We start from the raw sequence: 16,212 nt of genomic DNA on the forward strand, positions 1-16,212 counted from the left end.
CCGCCGCGGGCACTGCCGCGCCAGCACCGCGCCGGAGCCCGGCATCCCGGTGCTCAGCCGCGGAGGAACTCCAGCTGTGCGGCCACGGAGTTCTCAGCGGCCGTACGGACGGCGGGGTCGATATCCGCATAGACGACATCAGTGATTTCGCCCACCCCCGCAGATGGCCCAAGGCCCGCCAGGGCAGCCCGGATCTGCGCGAGCCGTTCGTGCCGGTGGTTCCGGTAGGCACGGACAACTTCATCGAGCGCCGGGAGCACGGCTCCGTGACCAGGCAGCACGGTGGCCGGGCCAATGCCCTCAAGCCTGTCCAGGGTTGCCAGATAGTCGCCCAGTTTGCCATCGGGGAAGTCCAGCACCGTGGTGCCGCGGCCCAGAACTGTGTCGCCGGTCAGTACCGATCCGTGCCTGCCGTCGGCGGGCAGATGAAAACAGAGCGAGTCCGAGGTGTGGCCGGGCGTGGCAATCACACGGATCTCAACCCCCGCCGCGAGGATGGTTTCCCCGTCAGCCAGGGGAATCCCGCCGTGACAGTGCCGTGCATCTGCTGCGCGCACTGGCGCCCCGGTGAGCTCGTGGAAGCGCGCCGCCGCCGCGGTGTGGTCGGCATGACGGTGCGTGATGAGGATGAGCTCCACCCTCCCTGCCCCGGCCAGTTCCCGCAGGTGCTGTTCGTCCAGCGGCCCGGGGTCCACCACCACGGTGCTGCCCGAATCGGGGCCGCCCAGCAGGTATGAATTGGTCCCGTCAAGGCTCATGGGTCCGGGGTTGGGTGCTAGCCGGAACCGCGTCAGGTCGCTGGCCGGAAGAATCGACGGAAAGGATTCGGGATTCACCCACCCATCTTCGCACTGTTAACGCACGACGCCGGGTGGGCCGTAATGCTTACGGCCCACCCGGCGTCGTGCGTCAGGAAAGTGGGGAGACTCAGGCGAGGCGCGTCAGCCAGCCGTGGGTGTCCTCGACCGTGCCCGTCTGGATGCCGAGAAGCTGCTCGCGGATGGCCATGGTGGTCTCCCCCGCCTTCGCATCCTCGGAACCGATGAACTCGGTGGCGTCCTTGAGCACTCCGATGGGCGTGATGACAGCTGCAGTCCCGCAGGCGAAGACCTCGGTGATCTCGCCCGAGGCGACGCCATCCCGCCATTCGTCCAGGGTGATCTTGCGCTCGGTGACGGTGCGGCCCATGTCCTTGGCCACCTGCATGACGGACATCCGGGTGACGCCTTCCAGGATGGTCCCGGTCAGGGCGGGGGTGACCAGCGAGCCGTCCTTCATCACGAAGAAAACGTTCATGCCGCCGAGTTCTTCCACGGCGTTGTCATTGAACTGGTCCAGGAAGAGGACCTGCTTGCAGCCGTGGGCCTCGGCCTCCTGCTGGGCGATGAGGGAGGCTGCGTAGTTGCCGCCGCACTTGGCTGCACCGGTGCCGCCGCGGCCAGCCCGGGCATACTCCCGGGAGATCCAGATCGACACCGGCTTCAGCTCGCCGCCGAAGTAGTTTCCGGCCGGTGATGCAATCACGCGGAAGGAGACTTCCCTGGCCGCGCGGACACCCAGGAACGCTTCCGTGGCGATCATGAACGGGCGCAGGTAGAGCGCCTCGCCGTCCCCGGCGGGAACCCACTCGCGGTCGGCCTGCACAAGTTCGCGGATGGCGCCGAGGAAGTACTCCTCCGGAAGCTCCGGCAGCGCCAGCCTGCGGGCGGACTTGTTCAGCCGGGCGGCGTTGGCCTCCGGGCGGAACGTCCAGACCGAGCCGTCGGCATGGCGGTAGGCCTTGAGGCCCTCGAAGATCTCCTGGCCGTAGTGCAGCACCGCCGCCGACGGGTCAAGCGAGATGGGACCGTATGCCTCGATGCGCGCGTCATGCCAGCCGCCCTTGCCGGTCTCGTCGACGCTGTAGTCGACAACTGCGGTGTGGTCGGTGAAATAGTTGCCGAAACCCGGGTTCGCCAGGATGGCTGCTCGCTCTTCAGCAGACTTCGGGGTTACCGAAGGCTGATGGGTGAATTCGACGCCATGGGCAGTCTGAGTCATGGTTCCTCCACGGTCGGCTGCCTGGTGTGTGAACGTGGTTCAGCGTCGGACCACGGCAGCATTATTGGTGATTCGAAACTAGCTTACGCCCGATGCGTGGCCCTAAACGGCGGCGGCGATTGCGTCACCGATCGCGCTGGTGGTGCGCTCCCGGCCATCCCGGGTTTCGACGTCGGCAATGACTGCCGCTTCGATCTTCTTCGCTGCCTCCGCATAGCCGAGGTGGTCCAGAAGCAGGGCCGCCGACAGGATTGCCGCCGTTGGATCGGCCTTTTGCTGACCGGCGATGTCAGGGGCAGATCCGTGCACGGGTTCAAACATGGACGGAGCGGTGCGTTCCATGTTGATATTGCCCGAGGCCGCGAGGCCAATGCCGCCGGTGACGGCAGCGGCGAGGTCGGTGATGATGTCACCGAAGAGGTTGTCCGTGACGATGACGTCGAAGCGTGCGGGGTCGGTGACCATGAAGATGGTGGCAGCATCGATGTGCAGGTAGTCGTGGGTAACGTCCGGGAATTCCTGCGCCACCGCTTCGACTGTCCGCTTCCACAAATGGCCGGCGTAAACCAGGACATTGTGTTTGTGGACAAGGGTGACGTGCTTGCGCGGGCGTTCGCTGGCCCTGCGGAATGCGTCCCGGACAACCCGTTCCACGCCGTGGGCCGTGTTCAGCGAAACCTCGGTGGCAACCTCGTGCTTGGTCCCGGCCCGCAGGGTGCCGCCGTTGCCTACATACGGGCCCTCGGTGCCTTCGCGGACCACAATGAAATCGATGTCGCCGGGATTGGCCAGCGGGCTGCCGACCGTGCCGAAGAGGCGTGACGGGCGCAGGTTGACGAAATGGTCCAGGCTGAAGCGAAGCTTCAGCAGCATCTCCCGTTCGATGATGCCGGAAGGGATCCGGGTGTCACCGGGGGCTGCACCGACGGCGCCGAAGAGGATGGCATCGCGGGTGCGGAGGTCGCTGAGTACTGCCTCCGGGAGGGTCTCGCCCGTCTCAAGCCAATGCTGGGCTCCCAGCTTGTAGTGGGTCTGGTCCAGCGTGACGCCTTCGGCGGCTACAACCTTCTCCAACACTTTCAACGCTTCGGCGATAACTTCGGGGCCGATGCCGTCGCCGGGAATGACAGCAAGATTAATCGTGGGTGCGCTCATCGTTTCAGCGTAACCAAGCTATCCACATGATGGTCAAGTCGTCTCAATATTCGAACAGCCAGGAATGCCGGCCGGTGCGTATCAGCGGCCTGGCAGGGGCGAGGCGACGACGGCAACGTTCTTACCCCACGGATCCTCCGTGTAGCAGCTGATAAGGACCAACCGGTTGGGAACCACTGCCCAGATGGGGCTGTCCTTCAAGGTGGCCTTCGTGTACGTGGTCACGGAGTCCACCCTGTAGGTGATGGCGCCGGTTGACGTGGCAACTGTCAACTCGTCCCCGGCCGCGGCGGCGGAACTCAAGTGGTTGAACGGCGCGTCAAGCCCCTCCCAGCTGTGGCCGATGACATAGCTGGTGTTCACGGAGCCAGCGCCGGGCGTCCCGAGGTTCGCGAGCCAGTAGCCATCCATCGTCTCCGGTGGCACGATGCTGTGGCTTGCGGCGTCGACCGACTCCGGTTCCAGGGGGTGCACCACAACGTCCATGCCGGCAGCCGGGTAGATGATGCGCTGCGGTGCCGCCGCCGCGGGATAGGAAGGAGCAGGCGGTGCCGCCGGGGCTGCACCGCCTGCGGCCAACGGCTCGGCAGGCAACGGTACGGCGTGCAACGCAACAGGATCCGTCTTTGCAACGGATTCCGCGGCCTGCGCTCCGGCGGCAGGCATCGTGGCCTGCGCCAGCGGATCCGGCAAGCGCCCGGACAGGACTATTGCCGCCGGTTCCCCGGCCGCAGTTGCTCCGTGGTTGCCGGATCCGGTCACACCGTAGGCCAGCCAGGCCCCGAGAATCCCCGCGACGCAGAAGGCCAGCACCAGGAGGTCCCGGGTGCTAAGAACCAGGCTGCGGATACGGGCGGCATGCCTATGCCGGTACCGGACGTGACAGACCATGCTGGGCTCCTGAAGATTTTAGGAAGGTGATGCACAACCGGAGGGCGGGCGCCGTAAGTTCACGGCACCCGCCCCGGGGTTTACAGTCCTAGCTGCTTGCGCCGCGCGACCGCAGGCCGCTCTTGACGAGCACCCAGGCACCTGCCGCGGTAAAGAGGCCGGTCAGGATGGTCAGCCAGGCGGGGACTCCGCCAGGGGAGCTGCCCACGGCCGTCTGGACGTTGTAGCCCGTATTGCTAGCTGCCGGAACGGATGCTGCGGCAGCCCCCTGGGGCGTTGACGCAACCGGGGTCACTGCAGCGGGAGCCGGCGTGACGGCCGCCGGTGTGGTTGCCGGCGGCACTACCACTGTGACAACCGCAGGAGTCGTCGACGTATCAGTCGGCGTGACCGTCGGCTCGACCGTTGGTTCGTCCGTCGGCTCATCCGTCGGGGTGACCGTCGGGGTGACCGTCGGCTCATCCGTTGGTTCGTCCGTGGGCGGAGGCGGCGGCGGAGTTGTCGGTACGACACCCCCGCCCGCGCAGCCCTGGGCGAGAAGTGCGAGATTCGCCGGTGTCAGGTTCTGGCCGCCCGGCAGAGTGTCGCCATTGTTCTGCGGGACAACGTCGTCAGCGTGCCCGCTGTGTCCCGAAAGCCCGTTGACACTGACCTCTACCGCTGTATAGCTTCCAGATCCGCCCTTGGCGTGGCAGATGATAATGCTGTTTCCGTCGCTGGAAGCCGGTGGCGCGGCGTAGGCCGCCACTGTGGCCCCCATAACGCCGAGGCCCACCACCCCCAGAGTGGCTATTGTCCGTTTCATGTTCGGTCCCTCCATACCAAATCCGATTCGAACTGACCAGACTGTGCGGAGTAACCGTCTTCGAGACCAGTAAAAACAAAACCTGTGTGAGACCTCAAACAGCGAAGTGAAGGCGACAGTTACTCCCCAGACAGTGTCATCAGTTCGCTTGCCTTTTCAGGCTAGGTTTGCGGCTCCGGTTAAACCCGAGTAACAGGTACGCGTTTACTCAAACAGGCACAGGTACCAATTACCTGCTTCGTGAAAATATTCACTCGCACGCATACGGCGGACTACTTGGAAACTTGGGCGCTTCTGCCACGGCCCGAACCTCGCACCGGCAAATCAGCGGGCATAAAAGCGCTCCCCCACCTGCTGTGGCAAGTGAGGGAGCATCGGGGGAATTATGGCGGGACGCCAGGGTGTCCGGCCGGACTACGCTTCGGCCGGCTCCTCGTACTTCGGGAAGATCGGGGCCGGTGCAGGGAGCTCCGTGCCGGGAACGAGCGGCGCGGCGACCGCCGCGAACAGGCGGGCGTCGCCGTCGGGCTGGCCGAGGGTTTCCAGCAGTGCGGCGGACGCGGTCGGCATGACCGGCTGGACCAGGATCGCAACGATCCTGAGCACCTCAACGGTCACGTACAGCACCGTGTTCATGCGCTCGACGTCGGTCTTCCGCAGCACCCATGGCGCCTGCTCGGCGAAGTACGCGTTGGTGTCGCCAAGGACGCCCCAGATCGCTTCCAGGGCGCGGCTGAATTCCTGCTTCTCGAACGCGGCCCGGGCGGCGTCCAGCAGTCCGTTGGCCTGCGCCAGCAGCGCGGCATCCTCTGCAGTGAAGACGCCGGGGACCGGGACCCGGCCCTCGCAGTTCTTGGCGACCATCGACAGTGAGCGCTGTGCCAGGTTCCCGAAGTTGTTGGCGAGGTCGGAGTTCATCCGGCCGACGATGGCCTCGTGGCTGTAGCTCCCGTCGGCGCCGAAGGGCACCTCGCGGAGGAAGAAGAAGCGCACCTGGTCCAGGCCGTACTGTGCCACGAAATCCGACGGAGCCACCACGTTGCCCAGCGACTTGGACATCTTGACGCCGTTGTTGTTCAGGAATCCGTGGATCATGATCCGTTTGGGCAGTTCCAGCCCGGCGCTCATCAGGAACGCCGGCCAGTAAATGGCGTGGAAGCGGGAAATGTCCTTGCCGATCACGTGGACATCGGCGGGCCAGAATTTCTTGAAGGATTCCGAGTCGATGTCCGGGTAACCGACGCCGGTCAGGTAGTTGGTCAGCGCGTCGACCCACACGTACATGACGTGCTTGTCATTGCCGGGCACGGGAACGCCCCAGTCGAACGTGGTGCGGCTGATGGAGAGGTCGTCCAGCCCCCGCTTGACGAAGCTGATGACCTCGTTGAAGCGGGACTGCGGGGCACCGAATTCCGGGTGTGCCTCGTACAGTGCCAGCAGCTTGTCCTGGTAGGCGGAGAGCCGGAAGAAGTAGCTTTCCTCGGCCGTCCAGGTCAGCTCGGTGTCCGTCTCGCGCGAGTAGCGGAGACCGTCTTCCTTGACGACGGTCTCGTCTTCAACGTAATACGCCTCGTCGCGGACCGAGTACCAGCCCTCGTACTTGGACAGGTAGATGTCCCCGTTGGCCTCCATCTTCTTCCAGATGGCCTGGGAAGCGGCGTAGTGGTCCTCGTCCGTGGTGCGGATGAAGCGGTCGTACGAGATTCCCAGGGCGGAGTGGGCGGCCTTGTAGATTTCGGCGTTCCGATCCACCAGCTCCTTGGGCGTAATGCCTTCCTTTTCGGCCGTCTGAGCGATCTTCATGCCGTGCTCGTCCGTGCCGGTCAGGAAGAAAACGTCGTAGCCGTCCAGGCGCTTGAACCGGGCCATTGCGTCGGTGGCAATGTACTCGTAGGCATGGCCGATGTGCGGCACGCCGTTGGGGTACGTAATGGCGGTGGTGATGTAGAACGGGGTCTGGGCTGAAGACGACACTCTGGGAAGTTACCTTTTTTCGGAAGCGGTGCGGGCCGGGAGCTGGTGGAACGCTACCCCTAAATCTAGATCAGTTCGGTCAGGGTATCGCTGAGCCGGACAAGTTCGTGGTCATGTGACGCCACCAGCACGGCAATTCCGTCGGACGTGGTGTCCTTCAGGATGCTGATGATGCGGTTGGCCGAGGTACGGTCCAGGCTCGCCGTCGGTTCGTCGACCACGAGGACGCGGGTGCCCAGGATCAGGGCACGTGCGATCGCCACACGCTGCCGCTCGCCGCCGGACAGCTGGGCCGGACGGTGGCGCATGCGACGGCCCAGGCCGACAAGGTCCAGGAGGTCCTTTGCCATGTCGCGGCGCTGGTCCACTTCGCCGTCCGGCACGGCCGGCAGCAGTACGTTCTCCAGTGCGCTCATGCCGTCAATCAGCGCGCCGCCCTGGTCGACGTAGCCGATCAGGGCCCGGCGGCGGTCGGCGATTTCGTCGTCGCCCATGCTCTCGAGGGACTGGCCCTCCCAGTACACACGGCCCGACGTCGGCAGGGTAAGGCCGGCGCCGACGGTCAGGATACTGGTCTTGCCGGAACCGCTTCGGCCGGCGACGCAGTGCATTTCTCCGGCGTGGAGGGTCAGGTCGAAGCCTTCGACGACGTTGACGGCGTCGGCTCCGCCCTTCTGGCCGCCGTAGCGGATGGTGATGTTGCTCAGTTCCAGCGGGGTCCCGTGGTCTGCGGCCTTCAGGATGGTGTTTGCACGGGTCTGGAGCGAGCCGTCCCCGGCGTCATCCTGGGGAATCCGGTCGAGATTCAGGTCGTTGTTCATTGGACCACTTTCGTTGCAATTGGAATCCAGCAAAGTACAGCCACGAGTCCGGCCAGGGCGGCCCAGAGCGCAGCATAGGGGGCGAGCAGGAGGCCGATGCCGAGGGCGCCGACCACGCCGAGCGGCAGGGCCACCGTGCCCACGAGGGCGTTTTCGAACAGCCGGACCTGGCCCAGCATGTCCGGGTTCCAGCCCATGGCTTCGAGGGTGCCGAGGTACTGCCGCTTGGCCTGGAGCTCGAACCGTCCGGTGACAAGGGTCAGCACCAGCCCCACAGCTACTCCGGAGAGTGCCAGGACGATGCTGGGCAGCGCCACGCTGGCAGCAGCCAGGCCGCTGAGGGCACTGGCGCCGGCGGCTCTCGGGATGTCGATCAGCAGGGCGATCAGGCCACCAACGGCGGCACCAAAAACCCCGACTGCCACGGCCAGCGAGATCGTGTTGAATTTGTTGGTGCTCAACTGGCGGTTGGCGAACGTGAGCGGGGAGTCGACGGCGATCAGCCGCTCGTCGTGCTGCGGCTCCTGGTCGATTTCGTCACGGTGCCTCAGCTGCCGTGCCGCGAAGTAGGCGGCGGCGGCGTAGAGCACCAGCACTGAGGCGGAAACGATGACCGTAGCGAGGTTCCAGCTGACCAGGCTCAGGATGATCCCGGCAATCGCCAGCATGGCCGCTCCGACGCCGAACTCGGCGAGAACCCAGCTGCGGATCCTGTTCTGGGTCCAACCCATGGCTCGCAGGGTGCCGGCTTCGCGGCGGCGCTGGCGGATGTAGCTGACGGTGGAGGCGCCGGTCAGCAAAGCGGCACCGCACAGGGTGAGGAACAGCAGCGTCACGTTGGTTCCGGTCAGGGAACCGGACACGGCGTCGGCTGCATCCTGGCGGACCCACGACTGGGTGACGGTGCCCAGCGCGGATTCCTTGCCGGCGCCGTCCTTGGAGTATCCGGGAACGAAAATGTTGGCGTCTTCACGCGCCGAGCCGGCAACAACCGTTGCTTCGAGGCCCATGTCGCGGATTTCGTCCGCGAGTTTCTCGACCTCCGGCTGGGACTCCTTCCAGCTGCCCGGCGCCTTGGCCTTGACGCGGACGGCGTCGATGACCGAAGCGTTCTGTTCGTATCCCCGGGCGGCGGCGAGGCCGTAGTAGTCGGTAATCGCACCGGCAGACTGGCTGACCAGTCCCGTCGCGCTCAGTGACGGCTTGAGTTCGGTGTTCTCCACCTTCTTGCCTTGGGCGTCCTCGGTCAGGGTGAGGGGCGACGGATCGTAGCCGCCCAGGGGCAGCCGGTTAACGTCCCCGGCGGCTTCCTTGACCTTCTCGGCGTCGAACGTGCCGTAGACCATGGCCAGCGGCGCGGCGACCTTGGTGCCGGTCTCCAGGCTGTCGCGGTAGGAACGTTCGTCAACAGGCTCGCGCTGGGTCTGGTCGACGGGTGCTCCGCCCGCACCCTTCTCCGGAAGGCGGTTGACGGTCACCCACTCCCCCGGTGTGGCGGTCTTGTCCACGGCGCCGTTGCCGGCGGTGGCACCGTCGGTGTATTTGGGGGCGGACGCGAAGTCGGTGCTCCACGTTGCCGGGTTGTAGAGGCCCTGGCTGAAGTTGCCGGTGTTCCCCAGCAGCTGGGAGTAGTCCTGCGAGCCCGGCCAGGACAGGGCGAACGGCGACTTGGAAACGAACGGAAGGTAGTCCTTGTCCAGCGAACGAGTCACCGTGCCCACGTCCTTGACCACATTTCCGGAGCCGTCGATCTCCTCGATCTTGACCGAGTACTTGAGGTCGAGGGAGGTGCCGGAGCGGACGATCAGCGGGATCGCCTGGGAATCAGCGGTGAGCTGCCCTGCGCGCTTGGCCTGCTGGTACTGGGTCATCAGGGGTGCCCAGTACTTGAGCTTGACGCCGAGGAAGTCAGGCCCCTCTTCAAGCTCCTGCATGCTGATTCCCGTGGTGAACAGGCTTTCGAAGTGGCGGCCTATGGCCCCGGCGTTCCGGGCGTCTGCCGGCGGCGCCTTTTCGAGTGGTGCCAGGAAGTCGCCGGCGGTGCCCAGGAGGGCACGTTCGGACACGGGGTCGACGGCGACGACGGACTCTGTCACCTGTGGCGCCAGCGGCAGGGACACCGACAGGTTGAAAAGGTTGTGTTCGGAGCCGCCCGCGGGAGCCGGGAACTTGATGCCCGTTTCCCCATCGGCGCCTGCGATGCGGATGCTCTTGCCGCCGGCGGTCTGCTCTTCGACGAGCTTGGCCTTGCCGAGGGAACCTTCGGCCATGGACTTGAACAGGGTCTGTTCCGACTGTCCGTCGGAGCTGACCGCAGTGGCCGTCATGCGGTATTTCTTGGCCTCGTCAGTGAGGACCGATTCCGCTGCCGGCCACTTGCTGGGGTCGGTTCCGCCGGGCTCCCCTGCGGTCGCCGTGCCCACGAGGCCGGCGTTGAATCCGAGGTAGTCCATTGCGTCAAGCCGCGGCGCTTCGAGGTTCTGCGATACCCGTGAAACGAGGCTGATGGGGGCCGCCACTGAGGTGCCGGTGAGCTTCCTGATGCCATCAAGCTGATCGAAGCTGATACCGCCCTGGCCGTTGGCGATTTCCGGCTGCATGAGTGCGCCGCCGGAACCTGCCTTGGCCTGGACCAGGATGTCATAAAGTCCGCGGGAATTCTGGTCGACTGTTCGGTTGAGCGCTGCCTGTGACTGGCCCTGGACGAGGACGGACAGGCACATGGCGACGATCAAAATGGCCGCGGTCAGCAAAAGCACTCGGCTTCTGATGAACCTCTGGACGGCGTTCATTGGGCTCCCTGAAAGCTGGATTGCGTGAGCGCACACCTCTGTCCACATCTAACGGATGTGAAGGCGTCCCCTGCCGGGTGTGCAAAAAATAATGGCCGGTCTGCCGGCCGGATCCGAAAATCGGACCCAGCCATTGTACGCAGACCGGCCAATCATACGTGGCAGAAGTTAACGTCTGTCACGAGAAGTTCACCGATTAGGCGGGAGGTCAGTCTTCGAGGTCGACTTCCCGCACCATCTCGGCACCGATGCCGGCCTTGATCGCGTCAAGGACCTGCTGCGGAACCGAGCTGTCAATGGTCAGGAGGGCCAAGACCTGGCCGCCCTCGGCCTGGCGCGCAACCTGCATGCCGGCGATGTTGATGTTGTTCATGCCCAGGATGTGGCCGATGGTGCCGATGACACCGGGACGGTCCGCATAGGCAACCACCACCAGGTGTTCGCTGATGGGAATTTCCACCTCGTAGCCGTTGACGCCCACGAGCTTCTGGATCTGCTTGGGACCCGTCAGTGTCCCGGCGACGGAGATCTGGCTGCCGTCGCTCAGGGCACCGCGCAGCGTCAGGAGGTTGCGGTACGACTCGGTGTCCGGCGTGGTGATCAGGCGGACGTTGATGCCCCGCTGCTCGGCGATGACCGGGGCGTTGACGTAGGAGACCTGTTCGGTCACGACGTCGGCGAAGATGCCCTTGAGCGCGGCCAATTCCAGCACCTTGACGTCCAGGGAGGAAATCTCGCCGGCAACTTCGACGTCGAACTGGGTCAGGGATGCGTGGGTCAGTGCGGTGAAGATGCGGCCCAGCTTCTCGATCAGCGGGATGCCCGGGCGCACGTCCGGAGCGATGACACCGCCGGCTACGTTCACTGCGTCGGGGACCAGTTCGCCGGCCAGGGCGAGCCGCACCGACTTGGCCACGGAGACGCCGGCCTTTTCCTGGGCTTCGTCAGTGGAGGCGCCCAGGTGGGGGGTCACCACCACGTTGTCCATCTCGAAGAACGGCAGGTCGGTGCTGGGTTCCTTGACGAACACGTCCACGCCGGCACCGGCGATTTCGCCGTCCTTCAGGGCAGCGTGCAGGGCTTCCTCGTCCACCAGGCCGCCACGGGCGACGTTGATGACGTAGGCGGTCTTCTTCATCTTCTTGAACGCCTCAGCGCCGAGCATGCCCACCGTTTCGGGCGTTTTCGGCATGTGGATGGTGATGAAGTCCGACTGTGCCAGCAGCTCGTCCAGGGTGACCAGCTGCACGCCCAGCTGGGCGGCGCGAGCGGAGGTGATGTAGGGGTCGTACGCCAGGATCTTGGTGTCGAAGCCCTTCAGGCGGGCTGCCACGAGGGCGCCGATCCGGCCGAGGCCGATGATGCCGATCTTCTTCTCGTAGAGTTCAATGCCCGTGTACTTGGAGCGCTTCCATTCGCCGTCCTTGAGCGCGGCACTGGCCTGCGGAATGTGGCGGGCGAGGCTCAGGATGTGCCCAACCGTCAGTTCAGCGGCAGAGACGATATTCGACGTCGGGGCGTTGACCACCATGACACCGGCCTGCGTGGCGGCCTTGATGTCGACGTTGTCCAGGCCCACTCCGGCGCGGGCAATGACCTTCAGGTTCTTGGCCGCGGCGATGGCCTCAGCGTCCACCTGCGTGGCAGAGCGGACCAGGATTGCGTCAACATCCACGATGGCAGCGAGCAGCTGGGAACGGTCCGAGCCGTCTGTCTGGCGGATTTCGAAGTCCGGGCCGAGGGCCTCGACTGTGGCGGGTGAAAGTTCTTCGGCGAGCAGTACTACGGGTTTTGACACGGCTGATCCTCTGCGTTGCAGTCCGGGGGATAAATCAAGTCTAGGCTGACGGAAAGGCCGGGCTCACATTGTTAAGTGTGAACCCGGCCTCACTGCTGCCTTGTGAAGGGCACTGGCCGATGGCCTGGCGGCAGGCAGCCTTAGCGGGCTGCCGAGCCCTCTACGTAGTCCTCGTCCTGCTGCTGCCAGGAGAACAGGCCGCGCAGTTCGCGGCCGACGCTCTCGATGGGGTGCTGCTCAGCCTTGGCACGCAGTGCCTTGAACTCGACGCCGCCGTTGTCCTGGTCTTCAATGAAGCGCTTGGCAAACGCGCCGTTCTGGATGTCGCCGAGGACAGCCTTCATGTTTTCCTTCACCTCGGGGGTGATGACGCGGGGGCCGGAGACGTAGTCGCCGTACTCTGCGGTGTCAGAAACGCTCCAGCGCTGCTTGGCGATGCCGCCTTCCCACATGAGGTCAACGATGAGCTTGAGCTCGTGAAGCACCTCGAAGTAGGCGATCTGCGGCTGGTAGCCGGCCTCGGTCAGGGTCTCGAAGCCGTACTGGACCAGCTGGGAAACACCGCCGCACAGGACTGCCTGCTCGCCGAAGAGGTCGGTTTCGGTTTCTTCGGTGAAGGTCGTCTTGATGACACCGGCGCGGGTGCCGCCGATGGCCTTGGCGTAGGACTTGGCCAGGTCCCAGGCTGCGCCGGTGGCGTCCTGCTCGACGGCGATGATGTCCGGGATGCCGCGGCCGGCTTCGAATTCGCGGCGCACGGTGTGGCCGGGAGCCTTCGGGGCGATCAGGATGACGTCAACACCCTCCGGTGCCTCGATGTAACCGAAGCGGATGTTGAAGCCGTGGGCGAAGGCCAGGGCCTTGCCGGGGGTCAGCTTGTCCTTGATGGAGTCGTTGTAGATCGAGCGCTGGTGCTGATCCGGCGCCAGGATCATGATGACGTCTGCCCATTCGGCGGCATCGGCGACGTTCTTGACCGTGAATCCGGCGTCCTGTGCCTTGGCGATCGAGGCAGAGCCCTCCTTGAGGGCGATGGTAACTTCAACGCCGGAGTCGCGCAGGTTCAGGGCGTGGGCGTGGCCCTGCGAGCCATAGCCGACGATGGCTACCTTCCGGCCCTGGATGATGGACAGATCAGCGTCGTCGTCATAGAACATTTCAGTCACTTGCGTAACTCCTTTTGAGTGGATTCTCGAGTGTAAATAGTCTGTGGTGTTGCGTTACTGCACGGGCTGTGCGCTGCGCCTAAGCGCTGCGCAAAGCCCTGTCGCTCATGGAGCGGGATCCCCGTCCAACGGCCAGGGTGCCGGACTGCACAATTTCGCGGATGCCGAAGGGCTCGAGCACTGACAGCAGTGCGGTGAGCTTTTCGGGGTGGCCGGTTGCTTCAATGACCACCGAGTCTGTGGAGACGTCGACCACTGAAGCGCGGAACAGGTCTGCAGCCTGGGTCACCTGCAGGCGTGTTGCGGCATCCGCACGTACCTTGACCAGGATGTGGTCTCGCTGTACGGAAGATTCTGAGGTCAGTTCAACAATCTTGATCACGTTGACAAGTTTGTTCAACTGCTTGGTGACCTGTTCGATCAGGTCACCGTCGGCGTCGACGACGACGGTCATCCGGGACATGCCCGGAACTTCCGTCGGGCCGACGGCCAGGGAATTGATGTTGAAGGCCCGGCGCGCGAAGAGGCTCGCGACTCGGGTCAGCACACCGGGTTTGTCTTCGACCAGAACGGACAGCGTGTGGCGGGTCATGATCAGTCCTCCTCTTCCCATTCCGGGGTCATGTTGCGGGCGACCTGGATCTGGTCGTTGCTCACTCCGGCGGGCACCATCGGCCACACCATGGAGTCGGGGCTCACCACGAAGTCGATGACCACGGGTCGGTCATTGATCTCAAGGGCCTTCTGGATGGTGGCGTCGATATCCTCAGCGCGTTCGCACCGGAAGGACGCGCAGCCGTAGGCCTCGCCCAGTTTCACGAAGTCCGGGATGCGGACCGTCTCGTGGCCGGTGTTCAGGTCGGTGTTCGAGTACCGGCCCTCATAGAAGAGGGTCTGCCACTGGCGCACCATGCCCAGCGAGGAGTTGTTGATGATGGCAACCTTGATGGGGATCTTGTTGATGGCACAGGTGGCCAGTTCCTGGTTGGTCATCTGGAAGCAGCCGTCGCCGTCGATGGCCCAGACCACACGGTCCGGTGCACCCACCTTGGCGCCCATGGCCGCGGGGACCGCGTAGCCCATGGTGCCGGCTCCGCCGGAGTTCAGCCAGGCGTGGGGGCGTTCGTACTTGATGAACTGGGCCGCCCACATCTGGTGCTGTCCGACGCCGGCAACGTAAATCCCTTCGGGACCGGTCAGGGCACCGATGCGCTCAATGACGCGCTGCGGCGCGGTAAGGCCGTCCTCGGGCTCGGTCCAGCCCAGGGGATACGTATCCTTCAGGTTGTTCAGGAACGTCCACCAGTTCTCCAGGTCCGGCTTGCCGGAAGCAGCGAACTGCGTCTTCACCGCCTCGGTGAGTTCCGGAATGATCTCCTTGACGGAGCCCACGATCGGAACGTCCGCCGCGCGGTTCTTGGAGATCTCGGCGGGATCGATGTCCGCGTGGATCACCTTGGCGTTCGGCGCGAAGGTCTTCAGGACGCCGGTCACCCGGTCATCGAAACGGGCGCCCAGGGTGATGAGGAGGTCGGACTGCTGCAGCGCGGTGACGGCGGACACCGTGCCGTGCATGCCCGGCATGCCGACATGCTGCGGGTGCGAGTCCGGGAACACGCCGCGGGCCATCAGGGTGGTGACCACAGGCGCGCCGGTGATTTCGGCGAGCTCCCGCAGTTCCGCCGAAGCATGCGCCTTCACCACGCCGCCGCCAACGTAGAGGACGGGCTTGCTGGCCGCGGCTATCAGCTTCGCCGCTTCGCGAACCTGCTTGTTGTGGCCCCGGACCACCGGCCGGTAGCCGGGAAGGTCGATCTTCGGCGGCCAGGAGAAGGTCATCTGGCCCTGCTGGGCATCCTTGGCAACATCCACCAGGACGGGGCCGGGCCGGCCCGTTGACGCAAGGTGGAACGCCTCGGCCATGACATGCGGGATGTCATTGGGGTTGGTCACCAGGAACGAGTGCTTCGTGATCGGCATGGTGATGCCCACGATGTCAGCTTCCTGGAAAGCGTCGGTACCGATGACTCCGCTGGACACCTGGCCGGTGATGGCCACCAGCGGCACGGAATCCATATGCGCATCCATGATGGCGGTAACGAGGTTGGTGGCGCCGGGGCCTGAGGTGGCAATGCAAACGCCCACCCGCCCGGTAACCATGGCGTAGCCTTGCGCGGCGTGGCCGGCTCCCTGTTCGTGACGGACCAGCACGTGATTCATGCGGGAGGCCATCAAGGGGTCATAGGTGGGCAGGATCGCGCCACCGGGCAAACCAAAAATATCGTCCACGCCGAGTTCTTCGAGCGAGCGGACAATAGCTTGTGAACCGGTCATCACCGTCGGGGGTACAACGTTGTTCGGTCCGAGTACAGGAGAGACAGCAGCAGCGTGCTCGACGCCGGCATCAGCCGTGCGGTCGGCGCGTTCCGGAGCCTTGGGGGCTCCAGCGGACTTTGTAGCCATCAGCGAGGGGCTGATCGGCGATCCTTTGCTCATCGGACTCTTCCTTTGTGGATCTTTATTAGCGGGTACTTCTCATGACGGGTTCAATATGTGCAACAAATAAAAAAACCCCTCAGCCGTGAGGCTCTTCGAGGGGTTTGCGCGTGACGGTTCGTTACCAGTCGGGCTATTGAGCCACGCGCTTGGTAAGGACGACGTCTGCCTCTGCAGCGGCGCAGCTAGTAACGAATGCGATCATGCGTTCAGTTTTCCCTCTGGTGAGAAGCGTGTCAACGACGACGGTACGCATCTCACTATGTGGACGCCG

The 16,212-nt window shown here is 64.6% G+C and carries 12 protein-coding genes; all 12 read right to left on the reverse strand.

Features of this window, described 5'->3' with window-relative positions; genetic code table 11:
* Positions 1 to 53: 53 nt before the first annotated feature.
* Entirely contained in the window at positions 54 to 836 is a 783-nt protein-coding gene (locus ACSQ1X_RS12855) for an MBL fold metallo-hydrolase (protein ID WP_436057940.1), read from the reverse strand.
* 91 nt (positions 837 to 927) lie between these two features.
* On the reverse strand, positions 928 to 2,040 hold the full coding sequence (locus ACSQ1X_RS12860; RefSeq protein WP_436057941.1) for a branched-chain amino acid aminotransferase: 1,113 nt from the start codon (positions 2,038 to 2,040) through the stop codon (positions 928 to 930).
* A gap of 102 nt (positions 2,041 to 2,142) precedes the next feature.
* Positions 2,143 to 3,195: a 3-isopropylmalate dehydrogenase gene (locus ACSQ1X_RS12865; RefSeq protein ID WP_436057942.1), complete on the reverse strand. Its 1,053-nt coding sequence runs from the start codon at positions 3,193 to 3,195 to the stop codon at positions 2,143 to 2,145.
* 81 nt (positions 3,196 to 3,276) lie between these two features.
* On the reverse strand, positions 3,277 to 4,086 hold the full coding sequence (locus ACSQ1X_RS12870; RefSeq protein WP_436057943.1) for a class F sortase: 810 nt from the start codon (positions 4,084 to 4,086) through the stop codon (positions 3,277 to 3,279).
* Positions 4,087 to 4,174: 88 nt separating this feature from the next.
* Positions 4,175 to 4,891 carry a hypothetical protein gene (locus tag ACSQ1X_RS12875; protein WP_436057944.1) on the reverse strand — a complete coding sequence of 239 codons (717 nt, stop codon included), beginning with the start codon at positions 4,889 to 4,891 and terminating at the stop codon, positions 4,175 to 4,177.
* A gap of 414 nt (positions 4,892 to 5,305) precedes the next feature.
* Positions 5,306 to 6,865, reverse strand: a complete 1,560-nt coding sequence (gene metG, locus ACSQ1X_RS12880; protein WP_436057945.1) for a methionine--tRNA ligase — start codon at positions 6,863 to 6,865, stop codon at positions 5,306 to 5,308.
* Positions 6,866 to 6,930: 65 nt separating this feature from the next.
* The gene (locus ACSQ1X_RS12885; protein WP_028271615.1) at positions 6,931 to 7,686 is read right to left on the reverse strand and encodes an ABC transporter ATP-binding protein; all 756 of its coding nucleotides are present in this window, start codon (positions 7,684 to 7,686) and stop codon (positions 6,931 to 6,933) included.
* Positions 7,683 to 10,478 (reverse strand): ABC transporter permease, encoded by a 2,796-nt coding sequence (locus tag ACSQ1X_RS12890; protein ID WP_436057946.1) that lies wholly within the window; start codon positions 10,476 to 10,478, stop codon positions 7,683 to 7,685. Before ACSQ1X_RS12890 ends, ACSQ1X_RS12885 begins: the two co-directional genes overlap by 4 nt.
* 208 nt (positions 10,479 to 10,686) lie before the next feature.
* Positions 10,687 to 12,276 (reverse strand): phosphoglycerate dehydrogenase, encoded by a 1,590-nt coding sequence (gene serA / locus ACSQ1X_RS12895; protein ID WP_055796052.1) that lies wholly within the window; start codon positions 12,274 to 12,276, stop codon positions 10,687 to 10,689.
* A 140-nt stretch (positions 12,277 to 12,416) separates the two neighbouring features.
* The gene (gene ilvC / locus ACSQ1X_RS12900) at positions 12,417 to 13,442 is read right to left on the reverse strand and encodes a ketol-acid reductoisomerase (protein WP_028271612.1); all 1,026 of its coding nucleotides are present in this window, start codon (positions 13,440 to 13,442) and stop codon (positions 12,417 to 12,419) included.
* Between the two features lie 79 nt (positions 13,443 to 13,521).
* Positions 13,522 to 14,034: an acetolactate synthase small subunit gene (ilvN, locus tag ACSQ1X_RS12905; RefSeq protein ID WP_028271611.1), complete on the reverse strand. Its 513-nt coding sequence runs from the start codon at positions 14,032 to 14,034 to the stop codon at positions 13,522 to 13,524.
* Positions 14,035 to 14,036: 2 nt separating this feature from the next.
* On the reverse strand, positions 14,037 to 15,938 hold the full coding sequence (locus ACSQ1X_RS12910) for an acetolactate synthase large subunit (RefSeq protein ID WP_436057947.1): 1,902 nt from the start codon (positions 15,936 to 15,938) through the stop codon (positions 14,037 to 14,039).
* Positions 15,939 to 16,212 lie beyond the last annotated feature (274 nt).

It is taken from the genome of Arthrobacter sp. LjRoot78 (genome assembly GCF_964254335.1).
Lineage (GTDB): Bacteria > Actinomycetota > Actinomycetes > Actinomycetales > Micrococcaceae > Arthrobacter.

Bases quoted from the DNA above. Each gene is read 5' to 3' on its own strand.
- ACSQ1X_RS12870 (WP_436057943.1), bottom strand. From the start codon at position 4,086: ATGGTCTGTCACGTCCGGTACCGGCATAGGCATGCCGCCCGTATCCGC.
- ACSQ1X_RS12865 (WP_436057942.1), bottom strand. From the start codon at position 3,195: ATGAGCGCACCCACGATTAATCTTGCTGTCATTCCCGGCGACGGCATC.
- ilvN (WP_028271611.1), bottom strand. From the start codon at position 14,034: ATGACCCGCCACACGCTGTCCGTTCTGGTCGAAGACAAACCCGGTGTG.
- ACSQ1X_RS12885 (WP_028271615.1), bottom strand. From the start codon at position 7,686: ATGAACAACGACCTGAATCTCGACCGGATTCCCCAGGATGACGCCGGG.
- ACSQ1X_RS12890 (WP_436057946.1), bottom strand. From the start codon at position 10,478: ATGAACGCCGTCCAGAGGTTCATCAGAAGCCGAGTGCTTTTGCTGACC.
- ACSQ1X_RS12910 (WP_436057947.1), bottom strand. From the start codon at position 15,938: ATGAGCAAAGGATCGCCGATCAGCCCCTCGCTGATGGCTACAAAGTCC.
- ACSQ1X_RS12875 (WP_436057944.1), bottom strand. From the start codon at position 4,891: ATGAAACGGACAATAGCCACTCTGGGGGTGGTGGGCCTCGGCGTTATG.
- ACSQ1X_RS12860 (WP_436057941.1), bottom strand. From the start codon at position 2,040: ATGACTCAGACTGCCCATGGCGTCGAATTCACCCATCAGCCTTCGGTA.